The 19,933-nt window shown below is 61.9% G+C and carries 17 protein-coding genes and 4 tRNA genes; 1 reads left to right on the top strand and 20 read right to left on the bottom strand.

Annotated features, from left to right (window positions below):
• Nucleotides 1–10: 10 nt before the first annotated feature.
• Nucleotides 11–334 carry a DUF2388 domain-containing protein gene (locus tag AB4O22_RS06160; protein ID WP_223471356.1) on the bottom strand — a complete coding sequence of 108 codons (324 nt, stop codon included), beginning with the start codon at nucleotides 332–334 and terminating at the stop codon, nucleotides 11–13.
• A 131-nt stretch (nucleotides 335–465) separates the two neighbouring features.
• Nucleotides 466–542 (bottom strand) — tRNA-Val (locus AB4O22_RS06155).
• Between the two features lie 183 nt (nucleotides 543–725).
• Between AB4O22_RS06155 and AB4O22_RS06150 the strand changes: the two genes are divergently transcribed.
• A complete protein-coding gene (locus AB4O22_RS06150) occupies nucleotides 726–2,009 on the top strand; it encodes an NAD(P)/FAD-dependent oxidoreductase (protein WP_027912980.1) in 1,284 nt (427 codons plus the stop codon).
• Between the two features lie 228 nt (nucleotides 2,010–2,237).
• On the opposite strand, the gene AB4O22_RS06145 is transcribed toward AB4O22_RS06150, so the two are convergent.
• The 18 genes from AB4O22_RS06145 to leuD all read right to left on the bottom strand — a co-directional run bounded on the left by AB4O22_RS06145 (nucleotide 2,238) and on the right by leuD (nucleotide 19,929).
• A tRNA-Asp gene (locus AB4O22_RS06145) sits at nucleotides 2,238–2,314 on the bottom strand.
• 89 nt (nucleotides 2,315–2,403) lie between these two features.
• Nucleotides 2,404–2,480: transfer RNA gene (locus tag AB4O22_RS06140), tRNA-Asp, on the bottom strand.
• A 58-nt stretch (nucleotides 2,481–2,538) separates the two neighbouring features.
• Nucleotides 2,539–2,614, bottom strand: a tRNA-Val gene (locus AB4O22_RS06135).
• A 103-nt stretch (nucleotides 2,615–2,717) separates the two neighbouring features.
• Nucleotides 2,718–3,491 carry an SDR family oxidoreductase gene (locus AB4O22_RS06130; RefSeq protein WP_003203835.1) on the bottom strand — a complete coding sequence of 258 codons (774 nt, stop codon included), beginning with the start codon at nucleotides 3,489–3,491 and terminating at the stop codon, nucleotides 2,718–2,720.
• Nucleotides 3,488–4,699 (bottom strand): O-succinylhomoserine sulfhydrylase, encoded by a 1,212-nt coding sequence (locus AB4O22_RS06125; protein WP_460095997.1) that lies wholly within the window; start codon nucleotides 4,697–4,699, stop codon nucleotides 3,488–3,490. Before AB4O22_RS06125 ends, AB4O22_RS06130 begins: the two co-directional genes overlap by 4 nt.
• Nucleotides 4,700–4,757: 58 nt before the next feature.
• Nucleotides 4,758–6,263: an amidophosphoribosyltransferase gene (purF, locus tag AB4O22_RS06120; RefSeq protein ID WP_003203840.1), complete on the bottom strand. Its 1,506-nt coding sequence runs from the start codon at nucleotides 6,261–6,263 to the stop codon at nucleotides 4,758–4,760.
• Nucleotides 6,264–6,304: 41 nt separating this feature from the next.
• A complete protein-coding gene (locus AB4O22_RS06115; protein WP_003179770.1) occupies nucleotides 6,305–6,865 on the bottom strand; it encodes a CvpA family protein in 561 nt (186 codons plus the stop codon).
• A gap of 89 nt (nucleotides 6,866–6,954) precedes the next feature.
• The gene (locus AB4O22_RS06110; RefSeq protein ID WP_223471354.1) at nucleotides 6,955–7,641 is read right to left on the bottom strand and encodes an SPOR domain-containing protein; all 687 of its coding nucleotides are present in this window, start codon (nucleotides 7,639–7,641) and stop codon (nucleotides 6,955–6,957) included.
• Nucleotides 7,625–8,932 carry a bifunctional tetrahydrofolate synthase/dihydrofolate synthase gene (gene folC / locus AB4O22_RS06105; protein WP_223471353.1) on the bottom strand — a complete coding sequence of 436 codons (1,308 nt, stop codon included), beginning with the start codon at nucleotides 8,930–8,932 and terminating at the stop codon, nucleotides 7,625–7,627. The genes AB4O22_RS06110 and folC overlap by 17 nt, the downstream gene beginning before the upstream one ends.
• Nucleotides 8,929–9,849, bottom strand: coding sequence for an acetyl-CoA carboxylase, carboxyltransferase subunit beta (gene accD / locus AB4O22_RS06100; protein WP_003203847.1), 921 nt, complete (start codon nucleotides 9,847–9,849; stop codon nucleotides 8,929–8,931). Before accD ends, folC begins: the two co-directional genes overlap by 4 nt.
• Nucleotides 9,850–10,101: 252 nt before the next feature.
• Nucleotides 10,102–10,734, bottom strand: coding sequence for a phosphoribosylanthranilate isomerase (locus AB4O22_RS06095; protein WP_223471352.1), 633 nt, complete (start codon nucleotides 10,732–10,734; stop codon nucleotides 10,102–10,104).
• A gap of 63 nt (nucleotides 10,735–10,797) precedes the next feature.
• Nucleotides 10,798–11,622: a tRNA pseudouridine(38-40) synthase TruA gene (gene truA / locus AB4O22_RS06090; protein ID WP_223471386.1), complete on the bottom strand. Its 825-nt coding sequence runs from the start codon at nucleotides 11,620–11,622 to the stop codon at nucleotides 10,798–10,800.
• Nucleotides 11,623–11,992: 370 nt separating this feature from the next.
• Entirely contained in the window at nucleotides 11,993–14,587 is a 2,595-nt protein-coding gene (locus tag AB4O22_RS06085; RefSeq protein WP_223471351.1) for a FimV/HubP family polar landmark protein, read from the bottom strand.
• A 210-nt stretch (nucleotides 14,588–14,797) separates the two neighbouring features.
• Nucleotides 14,798–15,808 (bottom strand): aspartate-semialdehyde dehydrogenase, encoded by a 1,011-nt coding sequence (locus AB4O22_RS06080; RefSeq protein ID WP_223471350.1) that lies wholly within the window; start codon nucleotides 15,806–15,808, stop codon nucleotides 14,798–14,800.
• Between the two features lie 253 nt (nucleotides 15,809–16,061).
• Nucleotides 16,062–17,174, bottom strand: coding sequence for an aspartate-semialdehyde dehydrogenase (asd, locus tag AB4O22_RS06075; protein ID WP_003203857.1), 1,113 nt, complete (start codon nucleotides 17,172–17,174; stop codon nucleotides 16,062–16,064).
• A gap of 54 nt (nucleotides 17,175–17,228) precedes the next feature.
• Nucleotides 17,229–18,311, bottom strand: coding sequence for a 3-isopropylmalate dehydrogenase (gene leuB, locus AB4O22_RS06070; protein ID WP_223471348.1), 1,083 nt, complete (start codon nucleotides 18,309–18,311; stop codon nucleotides 17,229–17,231).
• A 66-nt stretch (nucleotides 18,312–18,377) separates the two neighbouring features.
• On the bottom strand, nucleotides 18,378–19,142 hold the full coding sequence (locus tag AB4O22_RS06065) for a class I SAM-dependent methyltransferase (RefSeq protein WP_444758600.1): 765 nt from the start codon (nucleotides 19,140–19,142) through the stop codon (nucleotides 18,378–18,380).
• Nucleotides 19,143–19,284: 142 nt separating this feature from the next.
• Complete coding sequence (gene leuD, locus AB4O22_RS06060; RefSeq protein WP_003203864.1) at nucleotides 19,285–19,929, bottom strand: 3-isopropylmalate dehydratase small subunit; 645 nt, start codon at nucleotides 19,927–19,929, stop codon at nucleotides 19,285–19,287.
• Between the last annotated feature and the right edge of the window lie 4 nt (nucleotides 19,930–19,933).

Genomic DNA, 19,933 nt, shown 5'->3' with positions numbered 1-19,933 from the left:
CAGGTCGGCATCAGAAAGAGGCCGCGATTGCTTGGGCGAATTGCTGGTCAGACATCAGCGGTGGCTTGTATGCCGTATGGTAATAGCGTAGTGCCTGCTCAAACTGAGCGCCGCGAATCTCGCCATCTGAGCCAATGAATGCAAGCGCGTCGGCCTTGGCGGGCTTGAAGTTTCTTGCAGCCACCTCAGAAAGCCCGGTAGTTAAAGAAAGGACAGTGGTTGGAGCTAATGTGATCATCATCATCGAGTGTTCATACGAGCCTTTAGGTTCCGCGGCTGTATAAGCGCTGATTGATACCGTGATGGCGATTACCAAGGTCTTCCATGAACCCATACTTCGATACTTCCATTGCGATCAAAGGGTTGATATCGGTGGTCGCTTTTCCAAAGCGTTTCCAAACGCAACAAAAAAGGGCCCACCTTTCGGTGAGCCCTTCTAGACCGCCCAGCAGAGCGGATTTTGTTTGGTAGGCGCGATTGGACTCGAACCAACGACCCCCACCATGTCAAGGTGGTGCTCTAACCAACTGAGCTACGTGCCTGCTGTGAGGCGGCATTCTACGGAATTCCGGAGGGGTGTCAATACCTTTTTTTCACCTAACCCTATGAATATGCAAAATATTTAATTTCGCCAAGGCAACGAAGATTTTGCGGTAGCTGGCGGCCGATTTTTATCTCGGGTAGGATCGCTGCATTCGTAAAAAATATAAAACAGAGGTTGCAGAATGGCGAACACATCCTATCCAGCGTCCTATTACGCCGCGTCGGCCAACCCGGTTCCTCCGCGCCCTGCCCTGCAGGATGACGTCGAGACGGATGTTTGCGTGATCGGCGCTGGTTACACCGGCCTGTCCTCTGCGCTGTTTCTGCTGGAGAACGGTTTCAAGGTCACCGTGCTTGAGGCGGCAAAGGTCGGCTTTGGGGCTTCGGGTCGTAACGGCGGGCAGATCGTTAACAGCTACAGCCGCGATATTGATGTGATCGAACGCAGCGTTGGCCCTCAACAGGCGCAGTTGCTAGGCAACATGGCGTTCGAGGGTGGACGGATCATTCGCGAGCGAGTGGCGAAGTATCAGATTCAGTGTGATTTGAAGGACGGTGGTGTATTCGCCGCCCTTACCGCTAAACAGATGGGCCACCTGGAGTCGCAGAAGCGTTTATGGGAGCGATTCGGGCATACCCAGCTGGAGTTGCTGGATCAGCGGCGTATTCGCGAGGTGGTGGCTTGCGATGAGTATGTGGGCGGCATGCTCGATATGAGCGGCGGGCATATTCATCCGCTCAACCTGGCCTTGGGCGAAGCGGCGGCTGTGGAGTCGCTGGGCGGGGTGATTTATGAGCAATCGCCAGCAGTGCGCATCGAGCGGGGTCCCAGCCCGGTTGTGCATACGCCACAGGGCAAGGTCAGGGCCAAGTTCATTATCGTGGCGGGCAATGCTTACCTGGGCAATCTGGTGCCAGAGCTGGCGGCCAAATCCATGCCTTGTGGTACGCAGGTGATTGCCACCGCGCCGTTGGGCGATGAACTGGCTCATAGCCTGCTGCCTCAGGATTATTGCGTCGAAGACTGCAACTATCTGCTCGATTACTACCGACTGACGGGCGACAAACGTCTGATCTTCGGGGGCGGCGTGGTGTATGGCGCTAGGGATCCGGCGAATATTGAGGCGATCATTCGGCCGAAGATGCTCAAGGCCTTCCCGCAGCTCAAGGATGTGAAGATCGATTACGCCTGGACCGGAAATTTCCTGCTGACGTTGTCGCGTCTTCCGCAGGTCGGGCGGCTGGGGGATAACATTTATTATTCCCAGGGCTGCAGTGGCCATGGCGTGACGTATACGCATCTGGCGGGTAAGGTCCTGGCTGAGGCGCTGCGAGGTCAGGCTGAGCGTTTTGATGCGTTTGCGGACCTGCCCCACTACCCCTTCCCCGGCGGTCAGTTGTTGCGTACGCCATTTGCGGCGATGGGGGCTTGGTATTACGGGTTGCGGGATAAATTGGGGTTCTGAGAACGACAACACATCACCAAAGGGCTGCTTCAGCCCAACGGGGCGGTGCGACGTTTCGCTAAATCCCCTCGCCACAAGCAAGCTCCCTCACCACGGGCTTGTTCCAATCTTTCAAATCGCAAAAACAAAAAACCCCGGTCTTTCGACCAGGGTCTTTGCTATCGACTAGAAGTAGCTTTGCAGCTTGCTTCTTAGCTTCAAGGCGTTCAGTGGGCCTCGAAGCAGATATGGCGCAGCGGACGGGACTCGAACCCGCGACCCCCGGCGTGACAGGCCGGTATTCTAACCGACTGAACTACCGCTGCGTATCGCTATGGACTTGCGTCCAGTTAACTCGTCTGATCCAAACCCTTGGGCTTGAATCTCGAACCAGGCGAACCTGCTTCGGAAAATATGGCGCAGCGGACGGGACTCGAACCCGCGACCCCCGGCGTGACAGGCCGGTATTCTAACCGACTGAACTACCGCTGCGCGTCGGTGGAGGCTTTTGACAGCTTCCGTCTTGCTTTCGCAAAACTCTCGTAAAACATGGTGGGTGATGACGGGATCGAACCGCCGACATTCTGCTTGTAAGGCAGACGCTCTCCCAGCTGAGCTAATCACCCTTTGCTTCGTTGAGGCCGCGAAATTTACGCAGGTACCGAAGCTAAGTCAATAGCAGGGTTGAAGTTTTTTCAAAACAGTTTCAAACGGCACCCGCAACCGCACTTACGTATAAATCATTTTCTTGGTCATGCCGCCGTCCACCACGAACTCCTGCCCCGTGACAAAACCGGCATTGCGCGACAACAGCCACGCCACCATTGCCGCCACGTCCTCTACCGTGCCTACCCTGCCCGCTGGATGCTGGGCGTGATCGGCGTCGGTCAGCGGCTGTGCACGACGCTGGGAGGGATCGCGCGCGTCGATCCAGCCAGGACTGACGGCGTTGACCCGGATCTCCGGCCCGAGGCTGATTGCCAGGGCATGAGTCAGGGCCAGCAAGCCGCCCTTGCTCGCCGCATAGGCTTCGGTGTCGGGTTCCGATTGCGCAGCGCGGGTCGAGGCCAGGTTGACGATGGCGCCGTTGTGAGCGCGCAGATACGGCGCGCAGTGCTTGGCCAGCAGCATCGGCCCACCCAGGTTCACCGCCAGGACCCGATTCCAATAGGCCAGGTCCAGGCTTTCCAGAGTGATGTTGTGCGGGTCGGCGATGGCCGCGTTGCACACCAGCGCGTCGAGCCGCCCGAACTGCCCGAGCACCTCGGCGATACCGGTGGCGACCTGCGCCTCGTCCGCCACGTCCATGGCGATGAACCAGGCATTGTCGCCCAGGGTCTTCGCCACCTTGGAACCGCGCTCGCGGTCCAGGTCGGTCAGCACCACCTGCCAGCCTTCACAGATCAACCAGGCAGCGATGCCCAGGCCGATGCCCCGTGCGGCGCCCGTAACCAGTGCAACCCGGCCATGAGTGCCGCTCGGCGGCGTAGCCAGCTCGATCACAAGGCCGCCAACCCGCGGGCCAGGTCGGTTTGCAGGTCAGCCACGTCTTCCAGGCCGACCGCAACGCGGATCAGGCTGTCACGAATACCCGCCGATTCACGTTCCTGGGGCGACAGGCGACCGTGGGACGTGGTGCTCGGGTGGGTGATGGTGGTCTTGGTGTCACCCAGGTTGGCGGTGATGGAAATCAACCGGGTCGCGTCGATGAAGCGCCAGGCGCCCTCCTTGCCCCCCTTGACCTCAAAGCTCACCACCGCGCCGAAACCACGTTGCTGACGCAAGGCCAGGTCATGTTGTGGATGGCTCTTGAGGCCGGCGTAATGCACTTTCTCGATGCCATCCTGCTGCTCCAGCCACTCGGCCAAGGCCTGGGCATTGGCGCAATGGGCTTTCATGCGCAGGCCGAGGGTTTCCAGGCCCTTGAGGAAGATCCAGGCGTTGAACGGGCTGAGAGTGGGACCTGCGGTGCGCAAAAAGCCCACCACTTCCTTCATCTGCTCGCTACGACCGGCCACCACGCCGCCCATGCAACGGCCCTGGCCGTCGATGAACTTGGTCGCCGAATGCACCACCACGTCCGCACCCAGCTTCAGCGGTTGTTGCAGCGCCGGGGTGCAGAAGCAGTTATCGACCACCAGCATGGCGCCCTTGGCGTGGGCGATTTCCGCCAGCGCGGCGATGTCCACCAACTCGGCCAAGGGGTTGGAAGGCGACTCGACGAACAGCAGCTTGGTATTGGCCTTGATTGCCGCATCCCAAGCGGACAGGTCCGCCAGGGGCACGTAATCGACTTCCACGCCAAAGCGCTTGAAGTACTTTTCGAACAGGCTGATGGTCGAGCCGAAGACGCTGCGCGACACCAGCACGTGGTCGCCAGCGCTGCACAGGCTCATCACCACGGCCATGATTGCGGCCATGCCGGTGGCAGTGGCCACGGCTTGCTCGGCGCCTTCCAGGGCGGCGATGCGCTCCTCGAAAGCCCGCACGGTCGGGTTGGTGTAACGCGAGTAGACGTTGCCCGGCACTTCGCCAGCAAACCGTGCGGCTGCATCGGCAGCAGTGCGGAACACGTAGCTGGAGGTGAAAAACATCGGATCGCCATGTTCGGCTTCCGGTGTACGGTGCTGACCCGCGCGAACCGCCAGGGTATCGAACGCTACGCCCTCAAGGTCGCTGTCCAGCCGACCGGCATCCCAATCCTGACTCATGCTGTCACTCCTGAAATCGGTTTAAACGCAAACCGGCCCCTCAGGGCCGGTTGGTTAATCAATTGTTGTACAGATCGATGATCGCGCTGACCGCCTGAGTCTTGGCCTTGGACGCATCGTTACGTGCGTTCTCGATCTTGTTCAGGTAGGCCTCGTCGATGTCGCCGGTGACGTACTTGCCATCGAATACCGCGCAATCGAAGTGCTCGATCTTGATCTTGCCGCCACCGACCGCTTCGATCAGGTCCGGCAGGTCCTGGTAGATCAACCAGTCGGCGCCGATCAGGTCGGCCACGTCCTGGGTGGTACGGTTATGAGCGATCAGCTCATGGGCACTCGGCATGTCGATGCCGTAGACGTTAGGGTAGCGCACAGCCGGGGCCGCAGAGCAGAAATACACGTTCTTGGCACCGGCTTCACGGGCCATCTGGATGATCTGCTTGCACGTGGTGCCACGCACGATGGAGTCGTCCACCAGCATCACGTTCTTGCCGCGGAATTCCAGTTCGATGGCGTTGAGCTTCTGGCGTACGGACTTTTTCCGTGCAGCCTGGCCCGGCATGATGAAGGTCCGGCCGATGTAGCGGTTCTTCACGAAACCTTCGCGGAACTTGACGCCCAGGTGGTTCGCCAGCTCCAGGGCCGCAGTGCGGCTGGTGTCGGGGATCGGGATGACCACGTCGATGTCATGATCCGGACGCTCGCGCAGGATCTTGTCGGCCAGTTTTTCACCCATGCGCAGGCGGGCCTTGTAGACCGAGACGCCGTCGATGATCGAGTCCGGACGCGCCAGGTAGACATGTTCGAAGATGCACGGGGTCAAGGACGGGTTGGTCGCGCACTGACGGGTGTGCAGCTTGCCGTCTTCAGTGATGTAGACCGCTTCGCCCGGGGCCAGGTCGCGAATCAAGGTGAAACCCAGCACGTCCAGGGACACGCTTTCGGAGGCGATCATGTATTCGACGCCTTCGTCGGTGTGACGCTGGCCGAACACGATCGGGCGGATACCGTGGGGATCGCGGAAACCGACGATGCCGTAGCCGGTGATCATCGCCACCACCGCATAGCCGCCGACGCAACGGTTGTGCACGTCGGTCACGGCGGCGAACACGTCTTCCTCGGTAGGCTGCAGCTTGCCGCGCTGGGCCAGTTCGTGAGCGAACACGTTGAGCATCACTTCCGAGTCGGAATTGGTGTTGACGTGGCGCAAGTCAGATTCGTAGATCTCCTTGGCCAGTTGTTCGACGTTGGTCAAGTTGCCGTTGTGCGCCAAGGTGATGCCGTACGGCGAGTTGACGTAGAACGGCTGGGCTTCAGCCGACGTCGAGCTGCCCGCGGTCGGGTAGCGCACATGGCCGATACCCATGTGACCGACCAGGCGCTGCATGTGGCGCTGGTGGAACACATCACGCACCAGGCCGTTGTCCTTGCGCAGGAATAACCGGCCGTCATGGCTGGTCACGATACCGGCAGCGTCCTGGCCGCGGTGCTGGAGCACGGTTAGCGCGTCATACAGCGCCTGATTGACGTTCGACTTACCGACGATACCGACGATGCCACACATGCGACGCAACCCCTACTTAATGGATCTGAACTGAACAACACTTACTGCGGCGTTTTGGCCATCGGCAAGAGGTGTTCCTTGAACGGTATTTCAGCGGGTACGCTGATACCGCTGGCAAGCCACTGACTGCTCCAACCCAGGATCAGGTTTTTGGACCAGTCTGCGACCAATAGAAATTGTGGCACGAGCCGGGACTCCTGCCACCACGTATCCTGCTGTACCGGCCCCAGGCTCAAGAGCCCGACGGCCACGACCACCAGCAACGCGCCACGCGCGGCGCCAAAGGCCATGCCCAGGAACCGGTCCGTCCCGGAAAGCCCGGTGACGCGAATCAGTTCGCCGATCAGATAATTGATCATTGCGCCAACCAGCAAGGTGGCGATAAACAAGATGGCACAGCCCGCGATCACGCGAGCCGACGGAGTTTCGATGTATCCGGCGAGGTACTGGGACAGCGAACCACCAAACATCCAGGCTACGACTCCCGCGATGATCCAGGTCAGCAGCGAGAGGGCTTCCTTGACGAAGCCGCGGCTCAGACTGATCAATGCGGAGATGGCGACGATCGCAACGATCGCCCAGTCAACCCAGGTAAATGGCACGGTGCAGCCTACGGACGGATAAGGCGGCGCATTTTAGCAGAGCGCAGGGCTGTCGGTAAGCTGCACGATTCAAATCAGCTAAATCGCTGTCAGCCGCGCTCTGGCTGGAAGCGCACCACAAAACCCTTGAGGTTCTGCTGGCGGCTGAGCAGATCACGCAGGCGGTCGGCTTCGGCACGCTCGATCAGCGGGCCGACAAACACCCGATTCTTGCCATCGGCGGAACGGATGTAGGCGTTGTAGCCCTGGCTGCGCAGGGTTTTCTGCAAGTTCTCGGCACTTTCGCGACTGGTCAGGCTGGCCAGTTGCACCGACCAACTGACCGACAGGCCATTGGCATCCACGCGGCTTTGCGTGGTGTCCGGCTTGGTCGTGGCGGCGGTAATCGGCTGGCTTGGGGCCGGCTTGACCGCTGGAGCGGCCGGAACGGGGGCTGGGGCTGGAGCCGGAGCGACTGACGGCTTGTTCGGTGCGGCAGGCGCAGGCGTTGCGGGTGCAGGTGCAGGCGCTATCGGCATCGACGGCGCCGATTGCTCGGCCAGCTCCTCGTCGCTCGGGACAGGTTCCTGAGGCAATGCCTGGGGCTCGGGCACCGCCACGGGTTCGACTTGCACAGGCGGCACCGAAGGCGCCTGGGGCGCGGCTGGCGCGTCAACCGTGACCTGGCGTTGCTCGTCCTGACGGGAAAACAGCATCGGCAGGAAAATCACCGCCAGGGCCACCAACACCAGGGCCCCGACCATGCGCTGCTTGTACGCCTTATCCAGCAATGCCATCTGCAGCCTCCTCCGTGGAGCGCCGGGCCAACCATTGAAGGGCCTCGGCAACACAAAAAAATGATCCGAACAGCAGGATTTCATCATCGGCCGTCGCCAGGGCGCACTGCCCTTCCAAGGCATCGGCCACGCTAGCGTAGGCTTGCACTGAAGCGCCATGGCGCTGCAAGGCTTCCTGCAACTGCGCCGCGGTACGCGAGCGCGGCGAATCCAGTGGCGTCACCGCCCAATGCTGGACACTAGCACCCAACGCCTCGACAACGCCATCCAGATCCTTGTCGGACAGCAGCCCGAACACCGCCAGGCGCCGCCCCACCACGGGCCGCCGTGCCAGGCGCTCGGCCAGGTACTGCGCCGCGTGGGGGTTATGGCCGACATCCAGCAACAGGTTCAGACGCTTGCCTTGCCAATCGAACCGACGACGATCGAGGCGCCCGACCACACGGGTCGCCTGCAGCGCCTGGACGATTTGCCCGGCATCCCATGGCAAGCCCAGCAACAGGTAGGCCTGGAGCGCCAGGGCGGCGTTTTCCATCGGCAGGTCCAGCAAGGGCAGATCGTGCAATTCCACCGGATTGCCCTGCAGGTCGCTGCCGCGCCATTGCCAGTGCTGCTCGGTCATCGCCAGGTCGAAATCCCGCCCGCGCAGAAAGAACGGGCAGTTCAATTCGCGAACCTTGTCCAGCAACGGCTGGGGAGGATTGAGATCGCCGCAGAGCGCAGGCGCGCCCTGGCGAAAGATGCCGGCCTTCTCGAAGGCCACGGATTCGCGGGTATCGCCCAGGTAATCGGCATGGTCCACGCCAATGCTGGTGACCAGTGCAATGTCTGCGTCCACCAGATTGACCGTATCCAACCGTCCGCCCAGGCCGACTTCCAGCACGACCGCATCGAGACCGGCATGGGCAAACAACCAGAACGCCGCCAGGGTGCCCATCTCGAAATAAGTGAGGGTTGTATCGCCTCGCCCGGCTTCCACCGCGGCAAAGGCTTCGCACAGCTGGGCGTCAGAGGCTTCGACGCCGTTCACCTGCACCCGCTCGTTGTAGCGCAGCAGGTGCGGCGAGCTGTAGACACCGACGCTCAGCCCCTGGGCCCGCAGCAGCGAAGCCACGAAGGCGCAGGTCGAACCCTTGCCGTTGGTGCCAGTGACGGTGATGACCCGGGGCGCCGGCTTGGCCAGTCCCATGCGGGACGCTACCGTTTGCGAGCGCTCCAGCCCCATGTCGATGGCCGATGGATGCAACTGCTCGAGGTAGGCAAGCCAGTCGCCCAGGGTGCGTTGGGTCATAGCCCGGCAGGCACTGGCGGAACCACGATCGGCTCGATCGGTGCGGCGACGAATTTCGGCGTCGGCAGACCCATCAGTTGTGCCAGCAGGTTGCCCAGGCGCGGACGCAGCTCCTGGCGATGGATGATCATGTCAATGGCACCGTGCTCCAGCAGGAACTCGCTGCGCTGGAAGCCTTCCGGCAGTTTTTCACGCACGGTCTGCTCGATCACACGCGGGCCGGCAAAGCCGATCAGGGCTTTCGGCTCGCCGACGATCACGTCGCCCAGCATCGCCAGGCTGGCGGAAACACCACCGTAGACCGGATCGGTCAGCACCGAGATGAACGGAATGCCTTCTTCGCGCAGACGCGCCAGCACCGCGGAGGTCTTGGCCATTTGCATCAGGGAGATCAGCGCTTCCTGCATCCGCGCACCGCCGGAAGCGGCGAAGCAGATCATCGGGCAACGGTTTTCCAGAGCGTAGTTGGCGGCACGAACGAAGCGCTCACCGACGATGGCGCCCATGGAACCGCCCATGAAGGAAAATTCGAAGGCCGAGACCACCACCGGCATGCCCAGCAGGGTGCCACTCATGGATATCAGCGCATCTTTTTCGCCGGTCTGCTTCTGGGCAGCGGTCAGGCGGTCCTTGTATTTCTTGCCATCGCGGAATTTCAGGCGATCCACTGGCTCCAGGTCGGCACCCAGCTCAACACGGCCTTCGGCATCGAGGAAAATGTCGATACGGGCACGCGCGCCGATGCGCATGTGGTGGTTGCACTTGGGGCAAACGTCCAGGGTCTTTTCCAGTTCGGGACGGTACAGCACCGCCTCGCAGGATGGACATTTGTGCCACAGACCTTCAGGCACCGAGCTTTTCTTCACCTCGGAACGCATGATCGAAGGGATCAGTTTGTCTACCAACCAGTTGCTCATGCTTTCTTTCTCCAGTACCGGCGGCCCGAACGCTTTGGTTCGCGGCCCCGCGTATGCCCTTGAGCTAAATTCATTGTGCGGCGAGTCGAGGGGCCGCCACGGTCAGTGCAAAACATGACCTGCGTGCAACCCAACCTTCCTCAGCCATCCCGGCAACCGCACGGCGGCTACCACTTCGCTATCGGCCCACCCGGAGGCGGCACCTGCCTGCTTTGTACAGTGCTGGTATGGACGGCGGCAGTCTGCCAGCCGTCACATTGACGACTGGCTACTGCGCACAGCGGCCATGAATGCACGAATCTTTGCAGGGTCCTTGATGCCCTTGCTCTGCTCCACACCTCCGCTCACGTCCACCGCGTAAGGGCGAACCTGGCGAATGGCCTGAGCCACGTTGTCCACGGTCAGGCCACCGGCCAGGATAATCGGTTTGTCCAGGCCTTGGGGCACCAGCGACCAATCGAACGCTTCACCGGTCCCTCCGGGAACGCCTTCCACATAGGTGTCCAGCAAAATGCCGCTGGCACCGGCGAAAGTTGCGCAACTGGCGGCAATGTCATCCCCGGCCTTGACCCGCAACGCCTTGATGTATGGGCGATGCCAGCCCTCGCAATCGGCCGGGGCCTCGTCGCCATGGAACTGCAACAAACCCAGCGGCACCGCATCGAGTATTTCGCCCAACTCGCAACGACTGGCATTGACGAACAGGCCCACCGAGGTCACGAACGGCGGCAGGGCCTCGATGATCGCCCTCGCCTGCTGCACCGTCACCGCGCGCGGGCTCTTGGCGTAAAACACCAGCCCGATGGCATCGGCCCCGGCCTCGACCGCCGCCAACGCGTCCTCGACGCGGGTGATCCCGCAAATCTTGCTGCGAACGACCGGCATGGTGGGTAAAACCTCAGGCAAATCCGTGAAAGTCCCGGATGGTAGCAAATGCTGCGGAGGGCGTCAGCCGTCGAGTTCCGAGAAGCCCGTGAGGAAATGTGGCCCGATGTAACGCTCCGGCAGCTCGAATTCATCGCGATATTCGACCTGTACCAGGTACAAGCCAAACGGGTGCGCCGTGACGCCACCGGAGCGTCGGATGCGACTGTCGAGCACTTCCTTGATCCACTCCACCGGCCGTTCGCCAGCACCAATGGTCATCAGCACGCCGGCAATGTTGCGCACCATGTGATGCAGGAACGCGCTGGCGCGGATGTCGAGCACGATCATCTTGCCGTGACGGGTCACGCGCAGGTGATGCAACTCTTTGATCGGCGACTTGGCCTGGCACTGGCCGGCACGGAAGGCGCTGAAATCATGGACGCCGACCAGGTATTGCGCGGCCTCGGCCATGCGCTCGACGTCCAGCGGGCGGTGATTCCAGGTGATTTCTTCGTTCAGGTGCGCCGGGCGGATCTGATCGTTGTAGATCACGTAGCGATACCGCCGGGCGATGGCCTTGAAGCGTGCATGAAAGTGCGCCGGCATCACCTTGGCCCAACTGACGCTGACATCGTGGGGCAAGTTGATGTTGGCGCCCATCACCCAGGCCTTCATCGAGCGCTCGGCCTGGGTGTCGAAATGCACCACTTGGCCGCAGGCATGCACACCAGCATCGGTACGACCGGCGCAATGCAGCGACACGGGCGAGTCGGCGACTTTGGACAGGGCGTTTTCAAGGGTTTCCTGCACCGTCAATACACCGGAAGCCTGGCGCTGCCAGCCACGATAGCGCGAGCCTTTGTATTCAACGCCCAAGGCGATCCGGAAAAAGCCGTCGGCCGCCATTTCGGCGGCCGGGTTGTCTATGTTTGCCAAGAAATTACAGCCTGCTGAGGTACGCAAAGGCGGGCATTATAAGGCCGATGGCTTGGGATGCCAGTCCGACGGGTGATCCTGTGTTGAATGAGCTGACGCTATCGCGAGCAAGCTTTGCTCCCACCACCCCCCTGTGGGAGCCGAGCTTGCTCGCGATAGCGGTGGGTCAGCTTGCATTGATGTTGAATGTACCTTGGTCATCGAGAGCAAGCTTTGCTCCCACCGCAAATCCCCTGTGGGAGCGAGCCTGCTCGCGATGAGGCCAGTCCAAACACCCGCAAATCCCGCCACAAACAGAAACGGCAGCCTCACCGGCTGCCGTTCTTGTATAACCACTGACTCAAGCCAAGCGCGACAACATCTCCTGCGCTTCGCTCTTCTGGGTGGCGTCGCCTTCGCTGAGGACTTCGCCGAGGATGTCGCGGGCGCCGTCGTTGTCGCCCATGTCGATGTAGGCCTGGGCCAGATCGAGCTTGGTCGCCACTTCGTCGGTACCGCTAAGGAAGTCGAAGTCCGGCTCGTCTTCAGCACCGACCAGGGCATCTTCGGCGGTAAACGTCGGCTGGCCCAGGCTGTCGGACAGGCGATCCAGCTCGGCGTTTACATCATCCAGCTCGGACTCGAAGGCATCCTTGGGCGCATCGTGCGCGTCCATTTCGTCAGACAGGGACAGATCGAAGTCCGCCGGCAGTTCGAGATCGTCGGCTGGGGTGTCAGCCAAGGCTGGCGCTTCAGTCGCAGGCAAATCCAGGCCCTTGAGATCGTCGCCCAGGTCCAGCAGGAAGTCTTCGTCGTCGAGCGCCGGGATCGGGGTCGGCGCATCGGCGCCCAGGTCCAGGTCGAATTCCGACAGGTCGTCCAGGCTTTCGTTGGCTTCAGTCTGCTGCTTGAGCACCGACTCGAAACTCAGGTCGTCGTCTTCCGGGAACGCGTCCAGCTCAGCGACAGGCTCTGGCATCGGCGCAGCCGGGGTCGTTTCCAGGTCATCCAGGCTCAGGTCGAAGGCGCTGTCCAGCTCTTCGTCGGTCGGTGTCTTGTCTTCCAGCAGCTCCTTGACGTACTGCGCGTCCAGCTCTGCTGCCACTGTCGCGGCGGCCAAGCCTGCCGAGGTGGCGATCACCATGGCCGGGAAACGGCTTTTCAGCTGTTCGACCTGGGCGAAGTTTTCGCCATTGGCCACCAACTGGCGTTCCTGGGCGACGAAGGCGTCGCGGTCGCCCTGCTGACCGTAGACTTCCATCAGCTTCAGGCGCAGGTCGCTGCGCTGGGGCTCGGCCTTGATGCCTTGTTCAAGCAGGTCGGCGGCCTGGTTCAAGCGGCCGCGATCGATATGGGACTGGGCCTGGGGCAGCACGTCGTCGGAGCGCTCGGCAGCCGGAGCCACCAATGGCGCTGCGATAGGCGGTGTGACCACCACAGGCGCAACCACTGGAGCCGGCTTGGGGACTGGCGCAGGGGCAGGCACGGGTTTTGGCTCAAGTTTTACGCTTGGCGGCGGAACATCAATGCCCTCGAAGCTGCTCGGGGGCAGATCGAGCTCCGGGGAGAAGTCAGCCTCCTCCTCGAGGGCCCGGGCCATGCGCAAGTGTTTTTCCGCTTCCTGCTGGGCCTTGCGGCGACGGGCGAGCAACAACAGCAACAACAGCAGGAGCAGCGCGCCGCCGCCAATCAATCCCAGCAGGATCGGATTGGTCAGCAGGTCGTTGTATTTTTGCTCGTTGGACGCGGCAGGCGTCGGCTCGACCGGAGTGGCAGGCGGCGTCGCTTCCGGGGCTGCCTCTGGCGCAGGTGCAGCCGCCGGGGCCTGTGCCGCTGGCGCAGGAGTCAGCTCTGCGGACATTGCAGGAGGTGCCTCGCCAGCAGGAGGAACGGCGGCACCTTCGGCCTGCATCTTGGCCAGTTGGTTGTTCTTCAGCTCGATCAGGCGCTGCAGTTTGTCCAGTTGGCTCTGCAGATCCGCCATGCGGCTTTTCAGTTCTTCGTTATCCCGGCGAGCCGAGTCGAGGCTTTCCTGGGTGACTGCAAGCTTGTTGGTGAGCGCCTGGGCATCGCCGGCAGCGCCCTTGCCCTTGCCGCCCGCCTTCGCTGAGTCAGCCGACACCAGGCTCAAGTTGTCGCGGCCGGCAGCCTGTGCCGGCGCGCCGTCACCACGGCCACGCTTGGTAGCATCCAATTGCTGCTTGCCAGCACCCGCCACGCTACGACGACCCGAGCGCCAGGCGGCGTTCTGCGCAGCCACTTCAGCGATGGCCTGGGGTTGCGGCAATGCAGTGCTTTGCACCGGGTCCGGCAGGCGCAATACCTGGCCGGTCTTGAGCAGGTTGATGTTGCCGTTGATGAATGCGTTCGGGTTCAACGCCTGGATCGCCAGCATGGTTTGCTGGACCGATCCACCGTTACGCACCTTGGCGGCGATTTCCCACAGGGTATCGCGCGGCGTGGTGGTGTATTGCGAAGGCTTGGTCGCCCCGGTGACCGGCGTGGACACCACCTGAGGCGGTTTCGCCCGGGCGGCGTCGGCGGCCTGTGGCGAGAATTTGGAAGGATCGAGCAATACGCTGTAGTCGCGCAGCAGACGGCCGTTGGGCCACATCACCTGCACCAGGAACTTGACCATCGGTTCAGACAGCGGCCGGCTGGACGTTACCCGCAGGACGCTCTTGCCATTGGCGTTGATCACCGGGGTGAAGCTCAGGTCATTGAGAAAGGCCTGGCGGTCGACGCCGGCCTTGGCGAAGTCATCGGGCGAGGCCAGGCTCGGCACGACTTCGGCAGCGGTCAGTTGCTGGACGTCGAGCAACTCGATCTCGGCGACCAGAGGCTGGTTCGGCGTCGACTTCAGGGTCAATTCCCCGAGCCCGAGCGCTTGCGCCATACCGGAGGACAGCGCCGAGGCGGCCGCTATTGCTAACACCAGTTTGCGAACTTGAACCATAGCCTCTTCCTTTGTTTGAACATTCCTCGGCCAGCGAGAAGGTATTGATGCCGCTGCCGTAAGGCATTACGCGCAGCCCCGAAGCGACGGTGCGCGCGATCATTTCACTCATGCCCCGGGAAAGTCCCCCAGAGGGATGTTCGCCTTCAGCATTCCGACCAAGCATAGCGCCCAGCTAGAATCATTCGACAAATTGATGCCAAGTATCTTTTACAGCAAGTCTTTTATCAACAACTCAGCCACCTGCACCGCATTGAGCGCCGCGCCCTTGCGCACGTTATCTGACGTCAGCCACATATTTAGTTCCGCCGGATCGTCGATCCCACCGCGCACACGACCAACGTAGACCACATCCTGCCCCACCGCATCGCCCACCGCCGTCGGGTAATCGCCCGCATCCACCAGCTCGATACCGGGTGCCGCTTCCAACGCCGCGTTGACCTTGGCCAGGTCGATGGGACTGGCAGACTGCACAGTCACGCTAAAGCTATCGCCAAAAAACACCGGGGCTTGAATGCAAGTTACGGAAATCTTTAACAAAGGTTGATTCAGCACCTGGCGCAACTCGCGGACCAGGCGCTTTTCCAGCTGCGTATGGCCCTGCTCGTCCGGGATGCCGACCTGGGCCAGCAGGTTGAACGCCATCTGCCGATCAAAGAATTTCGGCTCCAGCGGACGGGCGTTGAGCAGCTCGGCGGTCTGGCGCGCCAATTCGCTCACGGCCACGCGGCCCTGGGCCGACACAGCGAGGCTGGCGGTCAGGCTGATGCGCTGCAAGTCCAGGCATTCGCGCAGCGGCGCCAGCACGACCGCCAAGGCCGTGGCCGAGGCGCTGGGGCTACCGACCTGCAACGGCTTGCTCAAACCGGCGAGCACCTGGGCGTTGGCTTCCGGCACGATCTGCGGCGCCTGTTCGGGCGGCAAGGCGCCGGACAGGTCAATCAGCGCACAACCGGCCGCCGTGGCCCGCGGGGCGGAACTCAGGGTCACCGCCGGGCCGGCGGCGAAGAACACCAGTTGGACTTTGCTGAAATCGAACTCGTCGACTTCGCGCACCCGCACGTTTTTGCCGCGGAACATCACCGAGCTGCCTGCCGATTCGCTGCTGGCCAGCAGGTGCAGGTTGCCGACCGGGAAGTCCCGCTCTTCGAGAATCTGGACGAGGGTTTCGCCGACAGTACCGGTGGCGCCGATCACGGCAATATCAAAGGACTGGCTCATGGGTCTACCTCAGGTAAAACGTGGGGAGCGGCACTTTACCGGGTGGTGGGTATGCAGGCAATTGGCCGGAGGCTTTGCAGTGCCTGGGCTGGCCTCATCGCGAGCAAGCTCGCTCCCACATGGGGTCTTCAGTGGCCACAAAACCTGTGGGAGCGAGCTTGCTCGCGATGAGGCCAGCCCTGACACACAACCGCCCCCCAATAAAAAACCCGCACCTCTCACAAGGCACGGGTTCTTTCACAGCAGCAATCGATCAACGCTCGAGCAGGATCCGCAGCATGCGACGCAGCGGTTCGGCCGCGCCCCACAGCAGTTGGTCGCCGACGGTGAAGGCGCCGACGAATTGCGAACCCATGTTGAGCTTGCGCAAACGACCCACCGGTACGTTCAGGGTGCCGGTGACCTTGGTCGGGCTCAGCTCCTGCATGCTGATTTCGCGGTTGTTCGGCACCAGCTTGACCCAAGGGTTGTGCTGGCTGATCAACCCTTCGATGTCGGCGATCGGCACGTCTTTGTTCAGCTTGATGGTCAGCGCCTGGCTGTGGCAGCGCATGGCGCCGATGCGCACGCAGATACCGTCCACCGGGATCGGGCTCTTGAAGCGACCCAGGATCTTGTTGGTTTCGGCCTGGGCCTTCCACTCTTCACGGCTCTGGCCGTTAGGCAGTTCCTTGTCGATCCAAGGGATCAGGCTGCCAGCCAGCGGTACGCCGAAGTTCTCGGTTGGGTAGGCATCGCTGCGCATCGCCTCGGCGACCTTGCGGTCGATGTCCAGGATGGCGCTGGCCGGGTTGGCCAGGTCATCGGCGACGGCGGCATGGGTGGCGCCCATCTGCTTGATCAGCTCACGCATGTTCTGCGCGCCGGCACCGGACGCTGCCTGGTAGGTCATGGCGCTCATCCACTCCACCAGACCGGCTTCGAACAGGCCGCCCAGACCCATCAGCATCAGGCTGACGGTGCAGTTGCCGCCGATGTAGTTCTTGGTGCCCGCGTCCAGCTGCTGGTCGATGACCTTGCGGTTCACCGGGTCGAGGACGATCACCGCGTCGTCCTGCATGCGCAGGCTGGAAGCGGCGTCGATCCAGTAACCCTGCCAGCCGGCTTCACGCAGCTTGGGGAAGACTTCGCTGGTGTAGTCGCCGCCCTGGCAGGTCAGGATCACGTCGAGCGTCTTGAGCTCTTCGATGCTGTAGGCATCCTTGAGCGCACCGGTGTCCTTGCCCACGGACGGGCCCTGGCCACCGACATTGGAAGTGGTGAAAAACACCGGCTCAATGAGATCGAAATCCTGCTCTTCCAGCATTCGCTGCATGAGCACGGAACCGACCATGCCGCGCCAACCGATCAGACCTACACGTTTCATCGCAACTACACCTATACAAAAGTGGGCCACCGTCGAAGCGGTGGGCCCGAAAGATTACAGATTCCGCAGCGCGGCGACTACTGCATCGCCCATTTGCTGCGTACCGACTTTGGTACAACCTTGCGACCAGATATCACCAGTGCGCAAGCCCTGGTCCAAGACCACGCTGACGGCTTTTTCGATCGCGTCGGCGGCATCGTTCAAGTTGAAGCTGTAGCGCAGCATCATCGACACCGACAGGATGGTCGCCAACGGGTTGGCAATGCCCTGCCCGGCGATGTCCGGCGCCGAACCGTGGCACGGCTCGTACATGCCCTTGTTGTTGGCGTCCAGGGAGGCCGACGGCAGCATGCCGATGGAACCGGTGAGCATCGACGCTTCGTCGGACAGGATGTCGCCGAACATGTTGTCGGTGACGATCACGTCGAACTGCTTCGGCGCACGCACCAGTTGCATGGCGGCGTTGTCGACGTACATGTGGCTCAGCTCGATGTCCGGGTAATCCTTGGCCACCTGCTCGACCACTTCACGCCACAGTTGGCTGGAAGCCAGTACGTTGGCCTTGTCCACCGAGCACAGTTTCTTGCCACGCACGCGAGCCATGTCGAAGCCAACCCGGGCGATACGGCGGATTTCGCTTTCGCTGTACGGCAGGGTGTCGTAGGCCTGGCGCTCGCCATTATCCAGCTGACGGGTGCCACGCGGGGCGCCGAAGTAGATGCCGCCGGTCAGCTCGCGAACGATGAGGATATCCAGGCCAGCAACGATTTCCGGCTTCAGGCTCGATGCATCGGCCAGTTGCGGGTAAAGAATCGCCGGACGCAGGTTGCCGAACAGGCCGAGTTGCGCGCGGATCTTCAGCAGGCCACGCTCAGGACGGATGTCACGTTCGATCTTGTCCCATTTCGGGCCGCCCACGGCGCCCAGCAGCACGGCATCGGCTGCACGGGCACGGTCCAGGGTTTCATCGGCCAGGGGCACGCCGTGCTTGTCGATGGCTGCGCCGCCGATCACGTCGTGGCTGAGTTCGAAGCCCAGGCCGTACTTGTCGTTCGCCAGCTCCAGGACCTTGACCGCTTCGGCCATGATTTCCGGGCCAATGCCATCACCTGGGAGAATCAGAATCTGCTTGCTCATGCTTTCCTCGTTTGCTCTGTCGGCACACGCCTGGGCTTTGTACCCAACGCCTGGCCGGGAAAAATGCTATCGCTCGGCCCACAGCACCAGTACATCTGTACTGAACGAACCATCGGCCTCAATTTCAAAATATTCACGCACTTCGTCACCCATCGAGCGCTGCAGCTGGAGAATCGCCGCCCGCATCACCTCGGGGGTGCGCATGCGCTCGACCCAGGAACGATATTCCAGGCGCAGGCGTTGGCGCGAGGTGCTGCGGGTGTGCAACCCCGCTTCGCTGACCTGGCGCAACCACTCGCCGGCAGAATAATCGCGCACGTGGCTAGTGTCGCGCAGCACTTCGACGCTTTGCAGGTACGTGTCCAGCAACGGCATGCCAGGCGACAGGACGTCGATGAACGCCACCACCCCGCCCGGCTTGAGCACCCGGCGCACTTCTCGCAAGGCCAGGCCCAGGTCGCTCCAATGATGCGCCGAATAGCGGCTGAACACGAAGTCGAACTCAGCGTCGGCGAACGGCAGGCGCTCAGCGGCGCCGCATACCGTGCCGATATTGCCCAGGCCACGCTCGGCAGCCGCCGTGGCGACCACGTCGAGCATCTGCTGGGACAAATCATAAGCCACCACTTCACCGGCCAGCGGCGCCACGTGGAAACTCACATGGCCGGCGCCGCACCCCAGGTCCAGCACCCGGGCATCGCCACGACCGGCCAATGCAGCCTGTAGCAGCGCGAATTCAGCGCCCTGGGCGTGCACGGCACTGCTCAGATAGGCCGAGGCCTGTTCACCGAATTGCTTTTGTACAACCTGACTGTGGGCGGTGCTGGTCATGGGGACTTCCTTTTGGTGTTGTGTTGCCTGGGCGGGCCTCATCGCGAGCAAGCTCGCTCCCACAGGGAATTTTTGGCGTTCACAAAACACCTGTGGGAGCGAGCTTGCTCGCGATAGGGCCGGTACTGCCTACATCAATCCATCAAGCATCGCGAAACAACCAAGGCTGGCTCGCCCGGTGCTTGGCCTCGAACGCGGCAATCGCCTCGCCGTCCTGCAAGGTCAGGCCGATGTCATCCAGGCCATTGAGCAGGCAATGCTTGCGGAACGCGTCGATCTCGAAACCCAGTACCTTGCCGTCAGGACGGGTCACGGTCTGGGCGGCCAGGTCGATCTGCAGTTGATAGCCGGGGTTGGCCTCGACCTGCTGGAACAGCTCATCCACGTCAGCATCGCTGAGGATGATCGGCAGCAAGCCGTTCTTGAAGCTGTTGTTGAAGAAGATGTCGGCATAGCTCGGCGCGATGATGCTGCGGAAACCGTACTCTTCCAGGGCCCATGGCGCGTGCTCGCGGCTCGAGCCGCAGCCGAAGTTCTCACGGGCCAGCAACACGCTGGCGCCCTGGTAACGCTCGGCGTTGAGCACGAAATCCTTGTTCAACGGCCGCTTGGAGTTGTCCTGGTACGGCTGGCCGACATCCAGGTAGCGCCACTCGTCGAACAGGTTCGGGCCGAAGCCGGTGCGCTTGATGGACTTCAGGAACTGCTTGGGAATGATCTGGTCGGTGTCGACGTTGGCACGATCCAAAGGCGCGACAAGACCGGTGTGCTGGGTAAAAGCTTTCATGCTG

The organism is Pseudomonas sp. S3_B11, from assembly GCF_054667715.1.
This window is presented reverse-complemented; position numbering and strand designations above follow the sequence as displayed.

Bases quoted from the DNA above. Each gene is read 5' to 3' on its own strand.
- AB4O22_RS06160 (WP_223471356.1), bottom strand. From the start codon at position 334: ATGGGTTCATGGAAGACCTTGGTAATCGCCATCACGGTATCAATCAGC.
- AB4O22_RS06150 (WP_027912980.1), top strand. From the start codon at position 726: ATGGCGAACACATCCTATCCAGCGTCCTATTACGCCGCGTCGGCCAAC.
- AB4O22_RS06125 (WP_460095997.1), bottom strand. From the start codon at position 4,699: ATGAGTCAGGATTGGGATGCCGGTCGGCTGGACAGCGACCTTGAGGGC.
- purF (WP_003203840.1), bottom strand. From the start codon at position 6,263: ATGTGTGGCATCGTCGGTATCGTCGGTAAGTCGAACGTCAATCAGGCG.
- AB4O22_RS06110 (WP_223471354.1), bottom strand. From the start codon at position 7,641: ATGGCATTGCTGGATAAGGCGTACAAGCAGCGCATGGTCGGGGCCCTG.
- folC (WP_223471353.1), bottom strand. From the start codon at position 8,932: ATGACCCAACGCACCCTGGGCGACTGGCTTGCCTACCTCGAGCAGTTG.
- accD (WP_003203847.1), bottom strand. From the start codon at position 9,849: ATGAGCAACTGGTTGGTAGACAAACTGATCCCTTCGATCATGCGTTCC.
- AB4O22_RS06095 (WP_223471352.1), bottom strand. From the start codon at position 10,734: ATGCCGGTCGTTCGCAGCAAGATTTGCGGGATCACCCGCGTCGAGGAC.
- truA (WP_223471386.1), bottom strand. From the start codon at position 11,622: ATGGCGGCCGACGGCTTTTTCCGGATCGCCTTGGGCGTTGAATACAAA.
- AB4O22_RS06085 (WP_223471351.1), bottom strand. From the start codon at position 14,587: ATGGTTCAAGTTCGCAAACTGGTGTTAGCAATAGCGGCCGCCTCGGCG.
- AB4O22_RS06080 (WP_223471350.1), bottom strand. From the start codon at position 15,808: ATGAGCCAGTCCTTTGATATTGCCGTGATCGGCGCCACCGGTACTGTC.
- asd (WP_003203857.1), bottom strand. From the start codon at position 17,174: ATGAAACGTGTAGGTCTGATCGGTTGGCGCGGCATGGTCGGTTCCGTG.
- leuB (WP_223471348.1), bottom strand. From the start codon at position 18,311: ATGAGCAAGCAGATTCTGATTCTCCCAGGTGATGGCATTGGCCCGGAA.
- AB4O22_RS06065 (WP_444758600.1), bottom strand. From the start codon at position 19,142: ATGACCAGCACCGCCCACAGTCAGGTTGTACAAAAGCAATTCGGTGAA.
- leuD (WP_003203864.1), bottom strand. From the start codon at position 19,929: ATGAAAGCTTTTACCCAGCACACCGGTCTTGTCGCGCCTTTGGATCGT.